We start from the raw sequence: 16565 nt of genomic DNA, 5'->3' as shown, positions 1-16565 counted from the left end.
ATATTGTCCAAAAATATTTTACATTCTATGAAAACGCATTCAAACTTAGTAGTTCTAGTTTACTAGGAACAGCTTAAGTTTAACTAACATTAGGGGGATTAAAGAGATGAAAAAGAAGTACGGTTTTATGATGTCAGCTGTTCTAGCTGCAGGTACGCTTTTATCAGCTTGTGGTACGGGTGACACCAACAATGAGAGTTCAGGTGGCGGTAGCGGCGGCGAAGAAGGAGACAAAAACAACTTCAAAGTTGCTATGGTAACGGATACTGGCGGTGTTGATGATAAGTCCTTTAACCAATCAGCTTGGGAAGGGTTACAAATGTTTGGTGAAGAAAACGGCCTAGAAGAAGATAAAGGCTTCAAATATGTTCAGTCTACAGCAGCAAGTGATTATCAACCAAACCTTTCAGGTCTTGTACGTGATAATTATGATCTTATCTTCGGTATTGGTTTTCTAATGCAGCAAGACATTCAAGCGATCGCACAGCAAAAGCCTGAAGCACAACTTGCGCTAGTAGATAGTGTAGCAGTCAATGAGAGTGGCGACCCACTTGAAAATGTAGCGAGTATTACATTTAAAGAGCACCAAGGTTCATTCCTTGTGGGTGTTATTGCTGGAATGCAAACAAAATCAAATAAGGTTGGCTTTATCGGTGGAGTTGATTCTGAGCTAATCAAGAAATTCGAAAATGGCTTTAAAGCAGGAGTTAAATCTGTAAATCCTGATGCTGAGATCTTCGAACAGTATGCTGGTGATTTCAACGCAGCTGAAAAAGGACAAGCAATTGCAGGAACTCTTTACGATAAAGGTGCAGACATCATTTATCATGCTGCAGGTGGAACTGGAAACGGCGTGTTTACTGAAGCGAAAAACCGTGCGAAGAACGGTGAAGAAGTTTGGGTGATCGGTGTAGACCGTGACCAGCACGAAGAAGGTATGCCTGAGAACGTAACACTAACTTCTATGGTTAAGCGTGTTGATACTGCAGTAATCGAAGTATCAAAACAAACGATGGATGATAGCTTTCCTGGTGGAAAAGTTACTGAATTTGGTCTTGAAGAAGACGGTGTAGGAATTGCTGAAACTCAAGAAAACGTTTCTGAAGAAGCATTGAAAAAAGTAGAAGAGTATAAAGAGAAGATCCAGAAGGGCGAATTAGAAGTTCCTAAGACTGACGAAGAATTCGAAACGTTCAAAAGCTCTTTATAAGATCGGCAATCCTGTCGTTCTTTATTGAATCAACTGTTCTGGAGTCAATCTCATCTGGAAAATAGCATGTCAAAGGCTAGTACTTTCATAGGCTAGCCTTTGTTTTATGTTAGCGCACAAGGGAGTGAAATCGATATGGAATATGTCATTGAAATGAAGAACATTCGTAAGGAATTCCCTGGAATCGTTGCGAATGATAATATAACGCTTCAGCTTAAAAAAGGTGAAATCCACGCTCTACTAGGTGAAAATGGAGCCGGAAAGTCAACCTTGATGAACGTTTTATTTGGTCTTTATCAACCGGAAAAAGGAGATATCTATGTTCGAGGAAACAAGGTTAATATTACTGACCCAAATATAGCGAATGAATTAGGTATAGGAATGGTGCATCAGCACTTTATGTTAGTAGAGAAGTTCTCGGTCACAGAAAATATCATTTTAGGAAACGAACCAACAAAAAAAGGTCAGGTCAACCTGAAAGAAGCAGAAAAAGAAGTAGAAGCAATTTCAAAGCAATATGGTCTTGCAGTAGATCCAACTGCAAAAATAGAGGATATTTCGGTAGGAATGCAGCAACGTGTAGAAATTCTCAAAACACTCTATCGTGGTGCAGATATATTAATCTTTGATGAACCAACGGCAGTATTAACACCACAAGAAATTAAAGAACTAATCGTGATTATGAAGAAGTTGATCTCTGAAGGAAAATCAATCATTTTGATTACTCATAAGTTAAAAGAAATTATGGAAGTCTGTGATCGTTGTACGGTTATTCGACGCGGTGTAGGAATCGGAACGGTCGATGTAATTGAAACGAACCCAGATGATTTGGCTTCTATGATGGTAGGAAGAGAAGTAAACTTTTCAGTTGAGAAAAAATCCTCAGATCCAAAAGGAAATATTCTAGAGGTTCAAAGTTTGGTAGTAGAAGATTCAAGACATGTTCCAGCAGTAAACGGCCTAAATCTTTCTGTGCAGTCTGGGGAAATCGTTGGGATCGCTGGGGTTGATGGAAATGGACAATCTGAATTGATCGAGGCAATTACAGGTCTCAGAAAAACAAAATCCGGCAACGTTATGCTAAAGGGAAAAGACATTACGAATTGGAAACCACGACGTGTCACTGAAAGTGGTCTTGGTCACATCCCTCAAGATAGACATAAGCATGGCCTTGTATTGGATTTTTCAATTGGCGAAAACATGGTCCTTCAGACCTACTATAAAAGACCTTTTTCAAGAAATGGCATCCTCAATTTTACTACAATCGTCAATAAAGCGAAGTCGTTGATTAACGAGTTTGACGTACGTACACCTAGTGAATCAACACCTGCGAGAGCTTTATCAGGTGGTAATCAGCAAAAAGCGATTATCGCAAGAGAAATCGATCGTAGTCCAAATCTCCTAATTGCTGCTCAACCTACACGTGGATTGGATGTAGGGGCAATCGAATTTATTCACTCTAAGTTGATTGAAGAAAGAGACAAAGGAAAGGCAGTTCTCCTGATCTCGTTTGAGTTAGATGAAATTATGAACGTGAGCGATCGTATCGCGGTGATCTATGAAGGAAAGATCGTAGCTGTCGTGAAACCTGATGAGACGAATGAGCAGGAACTTGGGTTACTAATGGCAGGCGGAAAGCGGAAAAAGGCTGGTGAGACATCTTGAGTATTCTTAGAGGAAAATGGTCAGCAATATCAGTTCCGTTGCTATCAGTAGCGCTTGGTCTGTTTGTTGGCGGAATTATCATGCTCGTGAGCGGATACAATCCGATCGTAGCGTATGCGGCACTCTTTAATGGGATTTTTTCTAATACTTATGTACTAGGGGAAACGATCCGTCAAATGACCCCGCTTATTCTATCAGGTATCGCGGTAGCATTTGCTTTCCGTACAGGGCTCTTCAACATTGGAGTAGAAGGGCAGCTGTTGGTAGGCTGGTTAGCTGCTGTATACGTAGGGCTTCAGTTTGAAGGGTTAAGTCCATTTGTTCATATTCCACTCGCTATTTTGGCTGCAGGTGTAGCAGGAGCACTTTGGGCATTTGTACCTGGATTATTAAAAGCTAAGTATCATGTACATGAAGTTATCACAACAATTATGATGAACTATGTTGCTCTTCATGTTGTAAATGCAATCATTCGTACGTATTTGCTAGCTCCAGGAGAAAGAACGGAAGAAATTCATCAGTCAGCATCTCTCCAATCAGCATTTCTTGAAAGCATCACAGATTTTTCGCGCCTTCATTATGGAATCGTCGTTGCGATCATAGGCGCAATCATCATGTGGTTCTTACTATGGAAAACTTCAACAGGCTATGAACTACGAGCAGTAGGTTTCAATAAATATGCTTCAGAATATGCTGGGATCAACGTACGCCGTAACATCATCCTCTCGATGGTTGTTTCAGGAGCATTTGCTGGGGCAGCTGGCGCTATGGAAGGGTTAGGAACATATGGCTATATGACAGTTATGCCTGACTTTACCGGTGTAGGCTTTGATGGAATCGCTGTGTCGTTACTCGGAGCAAACAGCGCATTAGGTGTTGTCTTAGCTGCTGCTTTATTCGGTGGATTGAAAATTGGGGCATTGAATATGCAATCAGTTGCCCAGGTTCCGACTCAGCTTGTTGAAATCGTTATCGCCATGATTATTTTCTTTGTTGCATCAAGCTATCTCATTCACTGGATCAGCAACAAGGTGAACAAAAGGGGGAAAATTTAATGGATGTCATGCAGATTCTACAAATCGTCATTCCTGCTGCTATCTTTTCAGCTGCTCCCCTGATATTCACTGCTCTAGGTGGTGTATTCAGTGAAAGATCTGGTGTCGTTAATATCGGCTTGGAAGGTTTAATGCTAATGGGAGCATTTACAGGAGCGGTGTTTACGTATCTTGGTGAGCAGTGGGGCATGGGAGCAGCATCACCGTGGTTCTCACTTATAGTAGCCGTCATTATCGGAGCATTATTTTCATTGATTCATGCGGTTGCAAGTATTTCTTTACGCGCGGATCAAGTTGTAAGTGGTGTAGCACTTAACTTTCTTGCGGCAGGTCTTGCGATTTTCCTAGTTAAGAAAATCTTTGATGCAGGTCAAACACCAATTATTCAAGAGCGTATCTACAAAACGAATGTTCCGTTCTTAAGTGATATTCCTTTCATTGGACCATTGTTTTTCTCAAATGCGTATTATACATCCTATATCGCCATAGCTCTGGCATTCTTAGTCTGGTGGGTTATCTACAAAACACCGTTCGGTCTGCGCCTGCGTTCCGTTGGGGAACATCCAATGGCAGCAGACACAATGGGAATCAACGTAACAAGAATGCGGTACATTGCCGTTATGCTAAGTGGTGGTTTTGCTGGATTAGGTGGAGCAGTTTATGCAACATCGATCGCAGGGAACTTCAGCCATGCAACGATCTCAGGTCAAGGTTTCATGGCTCTCGCTGCTATGATTTTTGGTAAATGGCATCCTCTAGGTGCGATGGGAGCAGCATTGTTCTTTGGGCTAGCACAGTCACTAAGCATTACAGGTCAACAGATTCCTGGTTTAAAAGAAATCCCAGAAGTATATCTTCTGATCTCGCCATACGTTCTTACAATCCTTGCACTTGCTGGACTTGTTGGACGAGCGGAGGCACCGAAAGCAATCGGTCAACCGTATGAAAAAGGAAAGAGATAACCGATGGACCCTCCACTGCAGTGGAGGGTTTTTTTATGTTAGGGTGGGGATTCTCGTTTAGAATAAGTATAATTAGACAATAAAAAGTGAATTTGGCTAATAAATTCTTATTTTGGACAATAAAAATGGATTTTAGATAATATACTTTGCATTTGGCTAATAAAATGGAGTTTGGAGAGGTTAAGAGCTCAGATATGTTTCTAAACGGCTACTTCCGCTTTTCGTATGTCTAGCTGCAGTGACCAGGACCTCGATCGCTTCGCCTATAGGAATGAACACAAAAAAGCGTGTTCTTTCCTATAGGCTCCAGCGCTTGTCGGTCCTAAACGGTCACTTCCGCTTTTCGTTGTCTAGCTGCGGTGGGCAGACCCTCGATCGCTTCGCCATTTTGAATGAACACAAAAAGCGTGTTCTTTCAAAATGGTTCCAGCGCTTTTCGGGTCTAAACGCTCGCCTTCGCTTTTCGTGTGTTCAGCTACGACTCGCAGAAACTGCGATATTTCACTCTTTCAACAGAACACAAAAAGCGTGTTCTCTTTCAAGAGCTCCAATATCTCCGTTTCTAAACGCTCACCTTCGCTTTTCAAGTGTCCAGCTACGACTCGCAGAAACTGCGATATTTCACTCTTTCAACAGAACACAAAAAGCGTGTTCTCTTTCAAGAGCTCCAATATCTCCGTTTCTAAACGCTCACCTTCGCTTTTCAAGTGTCCAGCTACGACTCGCAGAAACTGCGATATTTCACTCTTTCAACAGAACACAAAAAGCGTGTTCTCTTTCAAGAGCTCCAATATCTCCGTTTCTAAACGCTCGCCTTCGCATTTCAAGTGTCCAGCTACGACTCGCAGAAACTGCGATATTTCACTCTTTCAACAGAACACAAAAAGCGTGTTCTCTTTCAAGAGCTCCAATATCTCCGTTTCTAAACGCTCGCCTTCGCATTTCATTGTCTAGCTGCAGTGACCAGGACCTCGATCGCTTCGCCTATAGGAATGAACACAAAAAGCGTGTTCTTTCCTATAGGCTCCAGCGCTTGTCGGTCCTAAACGGTCACTTCCGCTTTTCAAGTGTTAATTACTTACACATTGAGACATACTATGGTATAAAGGGAATAAGAATTGGTTTCCTGTGTTGGAAAACGATGGAGAGATGAAAAGGAGTGAGTTGTATGGCAATTATCCCTCATGAGAAGAGCTCATGCGGCGGTTTAACGCTACATAAAATTCAGACTGATAAGTATAAAACGACGACGGTGGTCATGCAGTTTAAGTCTCGTCTTAGCGAGGAAACGGTGACGAAACGTGCGCTTCTGCCTTATGTGCTTCAAAGTGGAACTGAGAATTATCCATCCTCTAAAGCTCTTCGCACTGAGCTTGAGAAGCTTTATGGTGCTACGTTAGGTGTAGACTTAGCGAAGAAGGGTGACTTTCATATCATGACCTTTAGAATGGATTTTGCTAATGAGAAATTCCTTTCTGAAGATAAGCCGCTTCTAAAGAAAGCATTAGGTTTGTTTGCTGATGTGGTGATGAACCCTAAGAAAGTTGACGGAGTATTTGATTCTTCGATCGTTGATAAAGAAAAGCGCACGCTAAAACAACGCATTCAATCGATTTATGATGACAAAATGAGATATTCCAACATGAGATTGACTCAGGAAATGTTTCCTAATGAGCCATTTGGCCTACATGTGTATGGTGTGAAAGACCAGATCGATCAAATCGATGCGAAGAATTTATATGAGTATTATGAAAAAGTACGTAATGAAGATGAAATCGACCTTTACTTCGTAGGAGATCTTGAGCACATTTCGATCAAAGACTTAGTAACTGATCTATTTCCGTTAAAAGAAAGAACGGAGGCTTCATCAGATATTACAGAAAAAGCGCCATTAGAAGTGAAGGAAAGAGAAGTGCAGGAAGAGCAAGAGATTAAACAAGGTAAGCTGCATATAGGGTTCCGCTCAGGAGTTAGCTACGCTGATGATGCTTATTATGCGCTACAGGTTTTTAACGGTATGTTTGGCGGATTTTCCCACTCTAAGCTTTTTAGAAATGTTCGAGAGAAGGAAAGTCTTGCTTACTACGCAGCGTCTAGATATGAAAGCCATAAAGGCTTGATCATCGTGATGTCAGGAATCGAATTCAAGAATTACAATAAAACAGTAGACATCATTAAAGAACAGTTAACTGCAATGCAGAATGGTGATTTTAATGATGAAGAGATGAACCAGACGAAAACAATGATTCGAAATCAGCTACTTGAGACTGTTGACGATGCGAGAGGCATGGTAGAACTGCTTTATCATGGTGTTGTTTCACAAAAACTTCGTTCTCTAGAAGAATGGTTGGATGGAGTCGAGGCCGTTACAATAGAGGATGTCAAAAAGGTAGCAGATCAAGTGAAGCTGGACACCGTATACTTCTTAAAAGGGGAGGGAGCTGAATGATGAGAACAATCCCGTTTAATCAGCTGCAAGAAACACTTTATCATCAGACGATGGACAATGGCCTTGACGTATATGTGCTCCCGAAGAAAGGCTTCAACAAAACCTATGCTACGTTTACTACGAAATATGGTTCTGTCGATAACCATTTCGTGCCGTTAAATGGATCAGAGGATGTAAAGGTCCCAGATGGGATTGCTCACTTTCTAGAGCATAAATTATTTGAAAAAGAAGATCGTGACGTTTTCCAAGATTTCAGTAAACAAGGGGCGTCATCTAACGCCTTTACATCCTTTACGAGGACAGCTTACCTGTTTTCGACTACTCAAAATGTTATGCAAAACCTTGAGACGCTTGTGGATTTCGTACAGGCGCCATATTTTAGCGACGAGAGTGTAGAAAAAGAGAAGGGCATTATCGGTCAGGAAATTGAAATGTACAATGATAACTCTGACTGGCGTGCTTATTTCGGCGTAATTGAAAATATGTTCCATAAACATCCAGTCAAAATCGATATCGCTGGAACAGTAGAGTCAATTGCTAAGATTACAAAAGAATCTCTATATACATGTTATGAGACGTTCTATCATCCTTCGAACATGGTGCTTTTCGTAGTGGGTAATGTAGAGCCAGAAGAAATCATGTCGTTTGTGGAAAGTAATCAGGCAGGCAAATCATACAAAGATCAGCCACCTATCGAACGTTTCTTTGATAAAGAGTCACAAAGCGTTGCAGAGAAGAAGAAAGTACTACCAATGTCCGTTCAAGTTGCGAAATGTCTTGTTGGTTTTAAAGAACCTAATCCTGGACGTCAAGGTAGGGATTTACTTAAGCATGAACTCTCAATTAATCTTGCTCTTGATCTCATGTTCGGTCAAAGCTCAGAGAATTATGAAACATTGTACAACGAAGGTCTTATTGATCAGAGCTTTTCCTATGATTTTACGGAAGAAGAGAATTTTGGTTTTTCAGTAATGGGAAGTAACACGAGTTCACCTGATGAGCTAGCTGATCGGTTATATTCTATGGTAGAAGAGTTCTCGAAGAATCCAATCGATGAGAATCAGCTTGAGCGCATTAGAAAGAAGAAGATCGGTAGCTTCCTCAGGGCATTAAATTCTCCTGAATTTATAGCAAACCAGTTCACACGTTATCGTTTCAATGATATGGATTTGTTTGAAGTTGTTCCGGTTTTAGAAGAACTTACCGCAAAAGATGTTGAAGGTGCCGTGAAAGGTCACTTTAAAGAAGAGTCATTTACAGTTTGCCAGGTTGTTCCGAAGTAATAAAAGCACCCGTGGGGTGCTTTTTCCTTTATGTTAAAGAGAAAGGAGGCTTACAATGAAGAATGTCTTAATAACCGGTGCGAGTGGTGGAATTGGCCAAGCGATCATGAAAGAGTATTTACAAAATGGTGATCGAGTCTTTGCTCATTACCATTCCAATGATCAGAGCATAAAAGAATTATCTTATGCCTTTCCTGATGCAGAAGTCATTCCGGTTCAAGCTGATCTAACAAACAAAGAAGCCTTGCAGAAGATCTATCAAATTGCTGCAAAAGTGGATACGTTGATTCTAAATGCTGGTACAAGTTTTATTGGGCTTCTGACCGATATGGATGACGATCACATCGATGAGATGATTACTCTGCACGTGTCCTCTTCAGTGAAGCTCGCTAGACATTTCTCAAAATGGATGGTGAAGCAGAAGCGCGGGAGTATCATCGTGGTTTCCTCTGTTTGGGGCGATACTGGAGCTTCGTGTGAAGTGGTTTATTCAACAGTTAAGGGCGGTTTAAATGCATTTGTTAAAAGCTTTGCGAAAGAGCTTGGTCCAAGCGGTATTCGTGTGAATGCTGTGGCGCCAGGATATATCGCAACAAACATGAATGCGACGTTATCTGATGAGGAAGAACGGGAATTGGTTGGTGAAATTCCTCTTGGTCGCCCAGGCACTCCAGAAGAAGTGGCACATGTTATTTCTTTCCTCGATTCAGAGAAGTCTTCTTACATAAGCGGCCAAGTTATTTCAGTAGACGGTGCGTGGATTTAACGATATCGGTGCATAATTAGAATCCCTTCTAGACAACATATAGGTGATGACCTAATAAAGGAGGGACAAAGATGTCTGTACTTGATAACTTTGATAGCTGGAAAGGTTTTCTGCACGATCGTTTATCTCAAGGCGAACAGCAGGGACTTTCTCACGAAGTAATCTCTGATGTTGCTTATCAAATCGGTGGTTATTTAGCCGACGGTGTAAAAGCAAAGAATGAAGAAGAACAGTTACTAGCTGATCTATGGCATGTTGCTGATGAAGAAGAACAGCATGCAATTGCTAACATGATGGTGAAGCTTGTTCAAGGTCAAAATAAATAATGCGGTGCAAGAGGGGTGTTGACACCCTTCTTTTTTAATTTATTTACCAATACAGACAAGAAAAGTAAACAAAATCCTTAATCATCTCTTTTAACCTTTACAAAAATCATTTATGATTAAATAAACATGGGTAAATTGTGAAAGCGTAAGGAGTTGCTATATGGAGAAAAAGGAATGGTACCTGGAATACGAAATACACAAAAATAGACCGGGTCTTCTAGGTGACATCGCATCACTATTAGGAATGCTCGGAATTAACATCATCACGATCAATGGTGTTGATGATCAGCGAAGAGGGATGCTTTTGCTCGTGGAACAAATTGAGCAGATCGAGCGGCTAGAATCGATTTTGAATACGATGGACAATATTACAGTAACCAAGCTTCGCGAACCAAAACTTCGTGATCGTCTTGCAGTCCGACACGGACGATACATACAGCGTGATGCAGATGACAAGAAGACGTTTCGGTTTATTCGTGACGAGCTCGGATTGCTTGTTGATTTTCTTGCAGAAATCTTTAAGCAAGATGGGCACAAGCTTGTTGGGATAAGAGGTATGCCTCGAGTTGGAAAGACAGAATCAATTGTAGCTTCGAGTGTTTGTGCGAATAGAAGATGGGTATTTCTTTCTTCAACAATGTTAAAGCAAACGGTTCGCCAACAAATCGCCGATGATGAAATGAACAGTGATCATATTTTTATTATCGACGGAATTGTATCTGCAAAAAGATCTTCTGAGAAGCATTGGCAATTGCTCCGTGATATGATGAGGTTACCTGCAACAAAAGTTGTAGAGCATCCAGATATTTTTGTTAGAGAAACAGAGTATACGATGAATGATTTTGATTATATAATTGAATTGCGTGACGATCCAGAGCAAGAGATTACATATCAGGTTATCGAAAATCAGGCTTCTGGATTTTCAGGTGGTTTTGACTTTAACTAATTGGTAGGTGTTTTCCATTGACAGAGCTAGGTCAACGATTGAAGAGTGCTCGAAACGATAAAGATTTATCGCTCGATGAAATTCAATCCATTACAAAAATTCAAAAACGTTATCTTCTTGCAATAGAAGAAGGGAACTACGAACTGCTTCCAGGTAATTTTTATACGCGTGCTTTCATTAAAAACTATGCGGAAGCAGTTGGCCTTCACGGTGAAGAACTGCTGGAGGAGTATGCCTCAGAAATACCAAAAACAAATTCAGATGTACCAGAAAATCTCCCCCCTAGGCGTACGAGACCAACTGTTCCAAGTAAACCGAATAGGTGGTCATCCGTATTTCCTTCCGTTCTTGTTATCTTATTGATTATAGGGGTGGCGTGCATTATCTGGTTCGTTGTACAGGGTAAGGATGCAACAACAAGTAAAGACAGTACATCGAATCAAGCTGAAGAACAAGTATCAAGCGATGAAAACAGCGGGAATGCTCCTGCTTCAGATGAAGTTTCTGACAAACCTAAAGATGATTCTTCTAAAGAGGAAGACAAAGAGAATTCAGCTTCTTCAGATGAAGAAAAAGAACCAGAAGAAACAAAAGAGCCAGAAGAGAAGCCTGCTCCTAAAATGGAAATCAAAAAAACAAAAGGCAATGCATCAAATTCCACTTATGAAATTACAAATGCCGAGAAGTTTGAGATTACTGTAGAAACAAAAGGAAGTAGCTGGGTTGGGTTAACTGGCGGAAATAACAAGAAATATATTTATGAAAGCTTGAAGAAAGACAAAAAAGTAACCCATGACCTAACAAAGGAAGCCTCTGCTTCTTTACGGATTGGCAGTTCGCCAAACATTACCGTTCTTGTAAACGGTGAGAAGATTGATATCCCAAATGAACCAGTAGTCCAGAATGTCACCTTTAATTACAAAAAAGCAGAGTAGCAGTTAGGGGGCATCTTAGTCGAGATGGCCCCTGCTTCTATTCATAACAACCTGGATAGGTTTTCCTTTTTGGTGGAAGGGAACAATGATAGAATAGAAAACGATTGTGCTAAATGAACTCTAGGAGGAACATAAGTGAACTTGCCTAACAAAATTACAGTATCTCGAATATTTTTGATCCCTGTTTTTCTTCTCTTTCTGCTCGCGCCATTACCGCTTGGAGAAACAGAGATTGCAGGAGCAACCATTTTAAACGCCCAGTTGATTGCTGCTCTTATTTTTATTGTAGCTTCCGTAACAGATTGGATCGATGGGTATATTGCGAGAAAGCATGACCTCGTGACAAATCTCGGGAAGTTTCTTGACCCGCTTGCAGATAAGCTGCTTGTTACGTCAGCGTTCGTATCACTTGTCGAGCTCGGCTCAGCGCCCGCATGGATCGTTGTCTTTATTCTAAGCCGTGAATTTGCGGTGACAGGATTAAGACTCGTAGCGGCATCTGAAGGCGAAGTACTAGCGGCCAGCAACCTTGGAAAGCTCAAAACGTGGATTCAAATCGTAGCTATTTCTGCACTATTGCTCAATAATATTCCATTTGAAGCGTTTGGTCTTCCGTTTGCTACAATCTCCTTATGGGCTGCGTTAATCATCACGGTATACTCAGGTTGGGATTATTTTAATAAGAACAAAGAGATTCTACTCAAGTCTCGTTGATGAAAAAAGGGAACAGACTATTCTGTTCCTTTTTGTCTCCATTAACATATAAAAGATATATGGCAAAGTTTTGAGAAGGAGCGTTAGCTAATGAATGCAGAAATTATCGGAATTGGCTCAGAACTATTACTAGGACAGATCGCTAACACGAATGCTCAATTTATATCGAGACGACTTGCTGATCTCGGTATAAATGTTTTTTACCATACGGCTGTCGGAGATAACAGCAATCGCCTTAAACAAGTGATCGAAGTTGCAGAGAATCGTTCAGACTTATTGGTGTTCACTGGAGGACTCGGTCCTACGAAAGACGATCTTACGAAAGAAACGATCGCAAAAGCGCTTTCCAAGCAGCTTGTCTACAATCAGGAAGCTATGGATAATATTGAAGCATACTATAAAAAAACCGGTCGCACCATGTCTGAGAATAATCGAAAACAGGCTCTAGTTATCGAAGGATCTACTGTTCTTCCTAACGACAATGGAATGGCTCCTGGAATGGCATTCACGAACAATGGGTGTACATACTTGCTGTTCCCTGGTCCACCGAAAGAGCTTTATCCAATGTTTACGAAGTATGCAGAACCATTTTTACTAAAAGAAATGAAGCTGGAGGAGCGGATAATTTCACGCGTCCTTCGTTTCTTTGGGATCGGTGAATCGAGCCTTGAAACGGAGCTTGAAGATCTGATCGACCAACAAACTAATCCAACGATTGCTCCGCTCGCAGGGGATTGGGAAGTGACTTTAAGGCTTACAGCAAGAGCAGCTTCTGAAGAAGAAGCGAGTAAGCTGATCGATTCAACCGAGAAAGACATACAAAAGCGTGTAGGGGACTATTTTTACGGTTACGGCCAAACCTCGCTCTCCGTTGAAGCGTTCTCTTTACTAGAAAAGCAAAATTGGACGATTTCAGTTGCTGAAAGTCTTACAGGCGGTATGTTCAGTCAAGAATTTACGAGCATTCCGGGAGCTTCATCGCTTTTTTATGGGGGGATTGTGTGTTACTCTAACGAAGTAAAACAGAAGGTGGGCGTGTCATCTGAAACGCTATCTTCTCATGGCGCTGTAAGTGAAGAATGTGCGATAGAACTAGCAAGAAGCATTAAGAATACGTACAAAACTGATATCGGCATTAGTTTCACCGGCGTGGCCGGACCGGATTCGATCGAAGGAAAGGAAGCCGGCACTGTTTTTATTGGAATGGTATCTCCTCGAGGAGAGAAAGTCATTTGTTTAAAGCTTGCTGGTAATCGAGATGCCATCCGAAAACGAACAGTAAAATATGGATTTAATACATTATTGAAGTTAGAAAGGTGAATTACGGACATATGAAGAATTTTGAAGACTTTGATTTATCACCAGAAGTAAGAAAAGCGGTTCTAGAAATGGGTTTCAAGGAGGCTACTCCTATTCAGGAAAAGGCTCTTGAACCTATTTTAGAAGGTAGGGATATGATTGGCCAGGCTCAAACAGGAACTGGTAAAACAGCTGCGTTCGGCATCCCACTTATTGAAAAAGTGTCCAAAAGAGGCGGACCAGAAGCAATTATCCTAACACCAACGAGAGAGCTTGCTATGCAGGTTGCGATTGAGCTCCAGAAAATCTCTCGTCATAAAGGGTTAAATGTTCTTGCTGTTTACGGTGGGGAACCGATCTATCATCAAATTCGTGCCCTTAAGAAAGGCGTTAACATTGTGGTTGGAACGCCAGGACGTATGCTCGACCACTTGAAGCGGAAAACCTTAAGAACCGATCACGTTCATACAGCTATCCTTGATGAAGCTGATGAAATGTTGGATATGGGATTCATCGAAGATATTGAACTAATACTTAAGCAACTACCGGAAAAACGTCAATCTCTCCTGTTTTCAGCTACAATCCCAGCACCGATTCGTAAGCTTTCCGGGAAGTATTTGAAAGATCCACTGACGATTTCCGTGTCAAAAGGGGATGTGACGGCGGATACGGTCGAGCAAGTTTATTACAGAACATTTGATAGTGAGAAGTTCGATACGCTTTGTCGTGTTATTAAAAATGACCAGGTTCGCCTTGGTATTATCTTCACGAAAACGAAAAAAGGCGCATCTCAGTTGACTGAGTCTCTAAAAAAGCGTGGTTACCGTGCTGAAGAGTTACATGGCGATCTTACTCAGCAACAGCGTACGCGTGTGATGAATCAGTTCAGACGCTCGCAACTTAATTTCTTAGTTGCTACTGATATTGCAGCGCGAGGAATCGATGTAGCGCATGTGAGTCATGTTATCAACTACGATATCCCAGAAGATCCAGAACGTTATGTTCATCGTATCGGACGTACTGGGCGAGCTGGTAACAAAGGGGTTGCACTAACGCTCGTTACACCAAAAGATATGCGTTTCTTACAGTCGATCGAGTCGAAAATTAAGTTGAACCTTTCAGCAGAGCCGCTGCAGGATGAGTCGGTCGACCTTGAAAACATCGTTAAATCTGTTGAAAAACAAATTAAAACTCAAAAGGCAGACTCTACAGCTAGTGAAATAGCAGACTTGCTTCTTTCTAAGTACGAAGCACGCAGCGTTGTTCAGTCACTTCTTGAGAACGCAATCGAAGAAAAACAAAACACAACACCTTCAGAGTATAACTTTGGTGAAACGGGTGGACAAAATGGTATGGTTCGTTTCTTCTTGAACGTTGGTAGAAACATTGATCTGCATCCGAAAAAGCTTCTTGAAGAACTTTCTACGCTTGCAGGAGTTGATACAACGTCAGTAGGGCGAATCGATATCTTTGAAAAGTTCTCTTTCTTTGAAGTACCAGAAGACGTAGCACCGTTCGTATATGAAGCATTGCGAGCAGGAGGGGTCAGCGGCAAGTCGATTCATCTTGAACCTGCTAAACCTCAAAAAAGCAGAGTATAAAAACACACGATCAGCTCGATTTTAATAGAGCTGATCGTTCTTCATTTTTTTAGCCCTGTGATAAGATGTGAACGAACATTTTTTTGTTGAATGTATGTGAAATAAAAAAAAGACGAATAAATGTTCGGTTTTCTATTGGCAAAACGTTCAAAAAGAGATATGATAGTGATAGTTTAATAACGAGGAGGAATTTTTCGTGAGTGATCGCAAAGCTGCCTTAGATATGGCATTGAGACAAATAGAAAAACAATTCGGTAAAGGTTCCATTATGAAGCTTGGCGAACAGGCTGAGCAGCGTGTTTCTACTGTATCCAGTGGATCGCTTGCTCTTGATATTGCTCTTGGAGTGGGCGGATATCCGAGAGGTCGTATTATCGAAGTTTATGGTCCTGAATCTTCAGGTAAAACAACTGTTGCCCTTCATGCAATTGCAGAAGTTCAGCGTGGTGGCGGACAGGCTGCATTTATAGATGCTGAGCACGCGCTTGACCCGGTATATGCAGAAAAGCTAGGTGTGAATATAGATGAACTATTGCTTTCTCAACCTGATACAGGTGAGCAAGCACTTGAAATCGCTGAGGCACTTGTAAGAAGTGGAGCAGTAGACATGGTCGTTGTTGACTCGGTAGCAGCTCTTGTTCCTAAAGCTGAGATCGAAGGGGAAATGGGAGACGCTCACGTTGGTCTTCAAGCTCGTTTGATGTCCCAAGCGCTTCGTAAGCTTTCTGGTGCAATCAGTAAGTCTAAGACGACGGCTATCTTTATCAACCAGATTCGTGAAAAAGTCGGCGTTATGTTCGGTAACCCTGAAACAACTCCTGGTGGTAGAGCACTTAAGTTCTATTCTTCAGTACGTCTTGAAGTACGTCGTGCAGAAACGCTTAAGCAAGGAAATGATATGGTTGGTAACAAAACCCGTATCAAAGTTGTAAAAAACAAAGTAGCTCCTCCATTCAAGCAAGCAGAAGTGGATATCATGTACGGTGAAGGAATTTCTATGCAAGGTGAAATCCTTGATATCGGATCTAACCTTGAAATCGTTCAGAAAAGCGGAGCATGGTTCTCGTTCGAAGGCGAACGCCTTGGACAGGGACGTGAGAATGCAAAACAATTCTTGAAAGAAAACCCGGCAATTCAGGATGAAATTAACACGCGCGTTCGTGCGCATCATAATTTAGATGCTGATAAGCAGGTGAATGAAACAGCTGCCGGAAAAGATTCTCTTCTTGAAGATGAGAAATAGATAGCTTGAGCCGATCGGATTCGATCGGCTCTTTATTGATGCTAGAGTTATTTGAATAACCTATACTCATTATGCGTAATAAAACTAGTAATTAATGTCTAGTAAATGCCG

14 protein-coding genes are annotated in these 16565 nt (G+C 41.4%); all 14 read left to right on the top strand.

Annotated elements, in window-relative coordinates; all coding sequences use genetic code 11:
* The first annotated feature begins 106 nt into the window (after nucleotides 1–106).
* The 14 genes from SJY16_RS11005 (at nucleotide 107) to recA (ending at nucleotide 16454) form a co-directional block, all read left to right on the top strand.
* A complete protein-coding gene (locus tag SJY16_RS11005) occupies nucleotides 107–1210 on the top strand; it encodes a BMP family lipoprotein (protein ID WP_377889184.1) in 1104 nt (367 codons plus the stop codon).
* Nucleotides 1211–1345: 135 nt separating this feature from the next.
* Nucleotides 1346–2875 (top strand): ABC transporter ATP-binding protein, encoded by a 1530-nt coding sequence (locus SJY16_RS11000; protein ID WP_377889183.1) that lies wholly within the window; start codon nucleotides 1346–1348, stop codon nucleotides 2873–2875.
* A 2-nt stretch (nucleotides 2876–2877) separates the two neighbouring features.
* Nucleotides 2878–3930 carry an ABC transporter permease gene (locus SJY16_RS10995; protein ID WP_377892190.1) on the top strand — a complete coding sequence of 351 codons (1053 nt, stop codon included), beginning with the start codon at nucleotides 2878–2880 and terminating at the stop codon, nucleotides 3928–3930.
* Nucleotides 3930–4892, top strand: a complete 963-nt coding sequence (locus tag SJY16_RS10990) for an ABC transporter permease (RefSeq protein ID WP_377889182.1) — start codon at nucleotides 3930–3932, stop codon at nucleotides 4890–4892. Before SJY16_RS10995 ends, SJY16_RS10990 begins: the two co-directional genes overlap by 1 nt.
* Before the next feature lie 1168 nt (nucleotides 4893–6060).
* The gene (yfmF, locus tag SJY16_RS10985) at nucleotides 6061–7341 is read left to right on the top strand and encodes an EF-P 5-aminopentanol modification-associated protein YfmF (RefSeq protein ID WP_377889181.1); all 1281 of its coding nucleotides are present in this window, start codon (nucleotides 6061–6063) and stop codon (nucleotides 7339–7341) included.
* The gene (gene yfmH / locus SJY16_RS10980; protein WP_377892187.1) at nucleotides 7341–8624 is read left to right on the top strand and encodes an EF-P 5-aminopentanol modification-associated protein YfmH; all 1284 of its coding nucleotides are present in this window, start codon (nucleotides 7341–7343) and stop codon (nucleotides 8622–8624) included. Before yfmF ends, yfmH begins: the two co-directional genes overlap by 1 nt.
* A gap of 55 nt (nucleotides 8625–8679) precedes the next feature.
* The gene (gene ymfI / locus SJY16_RS10975; RefSeq protein ID WP_377889180.1) at nucleotides 8680–9390 is read left to right on the top strand and encodes an elongation factor P 5-aminopentanone reductase; all 711 of its coding nucleotides are present in this window, start codon (nucleotides 8680–8682) and stop codon (nucleotides 9388–9390) included.
* A gap of 71 nt (nucleotides 9391–9461) precedes the next feature.
* Entirely contained in the window at nucleotides 9462–9716 is a 255-nt protein-coding gene (locus tag SJY16_RS10970) for a DUF3243 domain-containing protein (RefSeq protein ID WP_377889179.1), read from the top strand.
* A 160-nt stretch (nucleotides 9717–9876) separates the two neighbouring features.
* Entirely contained in the window at nucleotides 9877–10662 is a 786-nt protein-coding gene (locus SJY16_RS10965; RefSeq protein WP_224882204.1) for a DUF3388 domain-containing protein, read from the top strand.
* Nucleotides 10663–10679: 17 nt separating this feature from the next.
* Nucleotides 10680–11597: a helix-turn-helix domain-containing protein gene (locus SJY16_RS10960; RefSeq protein WP_377889178.1), complete on the top strand. Its 918-nt coding sequence runs from the start codon at nucleotides 10680–10682 to the stop codon at nucleotides 11595–11597.
* Between the two features lie 135 nt (nucleotides 11598–11732).
* A complete protein-coding gene (gene pgsA, locus SJY16_RS10955) occupies nucleotides 11733–12311 on the top strand; it encodes a CDP-diacylglycerol--glycerol-3-phosphate 3-phosphatidyltransferase (RefSeq protein ID WP_377889177.1) in 579 nt (192 codons plus the stop codon).
* Between the two features lie 90 nt (nucleotides 12312–12401).
* Complete coding sequence (locus SJY16_RS10950; RefSeq protein WP_377889176.1) at nucleotides 12402–13631, top strand: competence/damage-inducible protein A; 1230 nt, start codon at nucleotides 12402–12404, stop codon at nucleotides 13629–13631.
* An 11-nt stretch (nucleotides 13632–13642) separates the two neighbouring features.
* A complete protein-coding gene (locus tag SJY16_RS10945) occupies nucleotides 13643–15211 on the top strand; it encodes a DEAD/DEAH box helicase (RefSeq protein ID WP_377889175.1) in 1569 nt (522 codons plus the stop codon).
* A gap of 196 nt (nucleotides 15212–15407) precedes the next feature.
* A complete protein-coding gene (gene recA, locus SJY16_RS10940; RefSeq protein WP_377889174.1) occupies nucleotides 15408–16454 on the top strand; it encodes a recombinase RecA in 1047 nt (348 codons plus the stop codon).
* The last annotated feature ends 111 nt before the right edge of the window (nucleotides 16455–16565 follow it).

Source organism: Alkalihalobacillus sp. R86527 (genome assembly GCF_042466185.1).
Classification (GTDB): domain Bacteria; phylum Bacillota; class Bacilli; order Bacillales; family Guptibacillaceae; genus Guptibacillus.
Note: the sequence above shows the minus strand (reverse complement) of the source record. Positions and strands in the feature narration are given on the sequence as shown.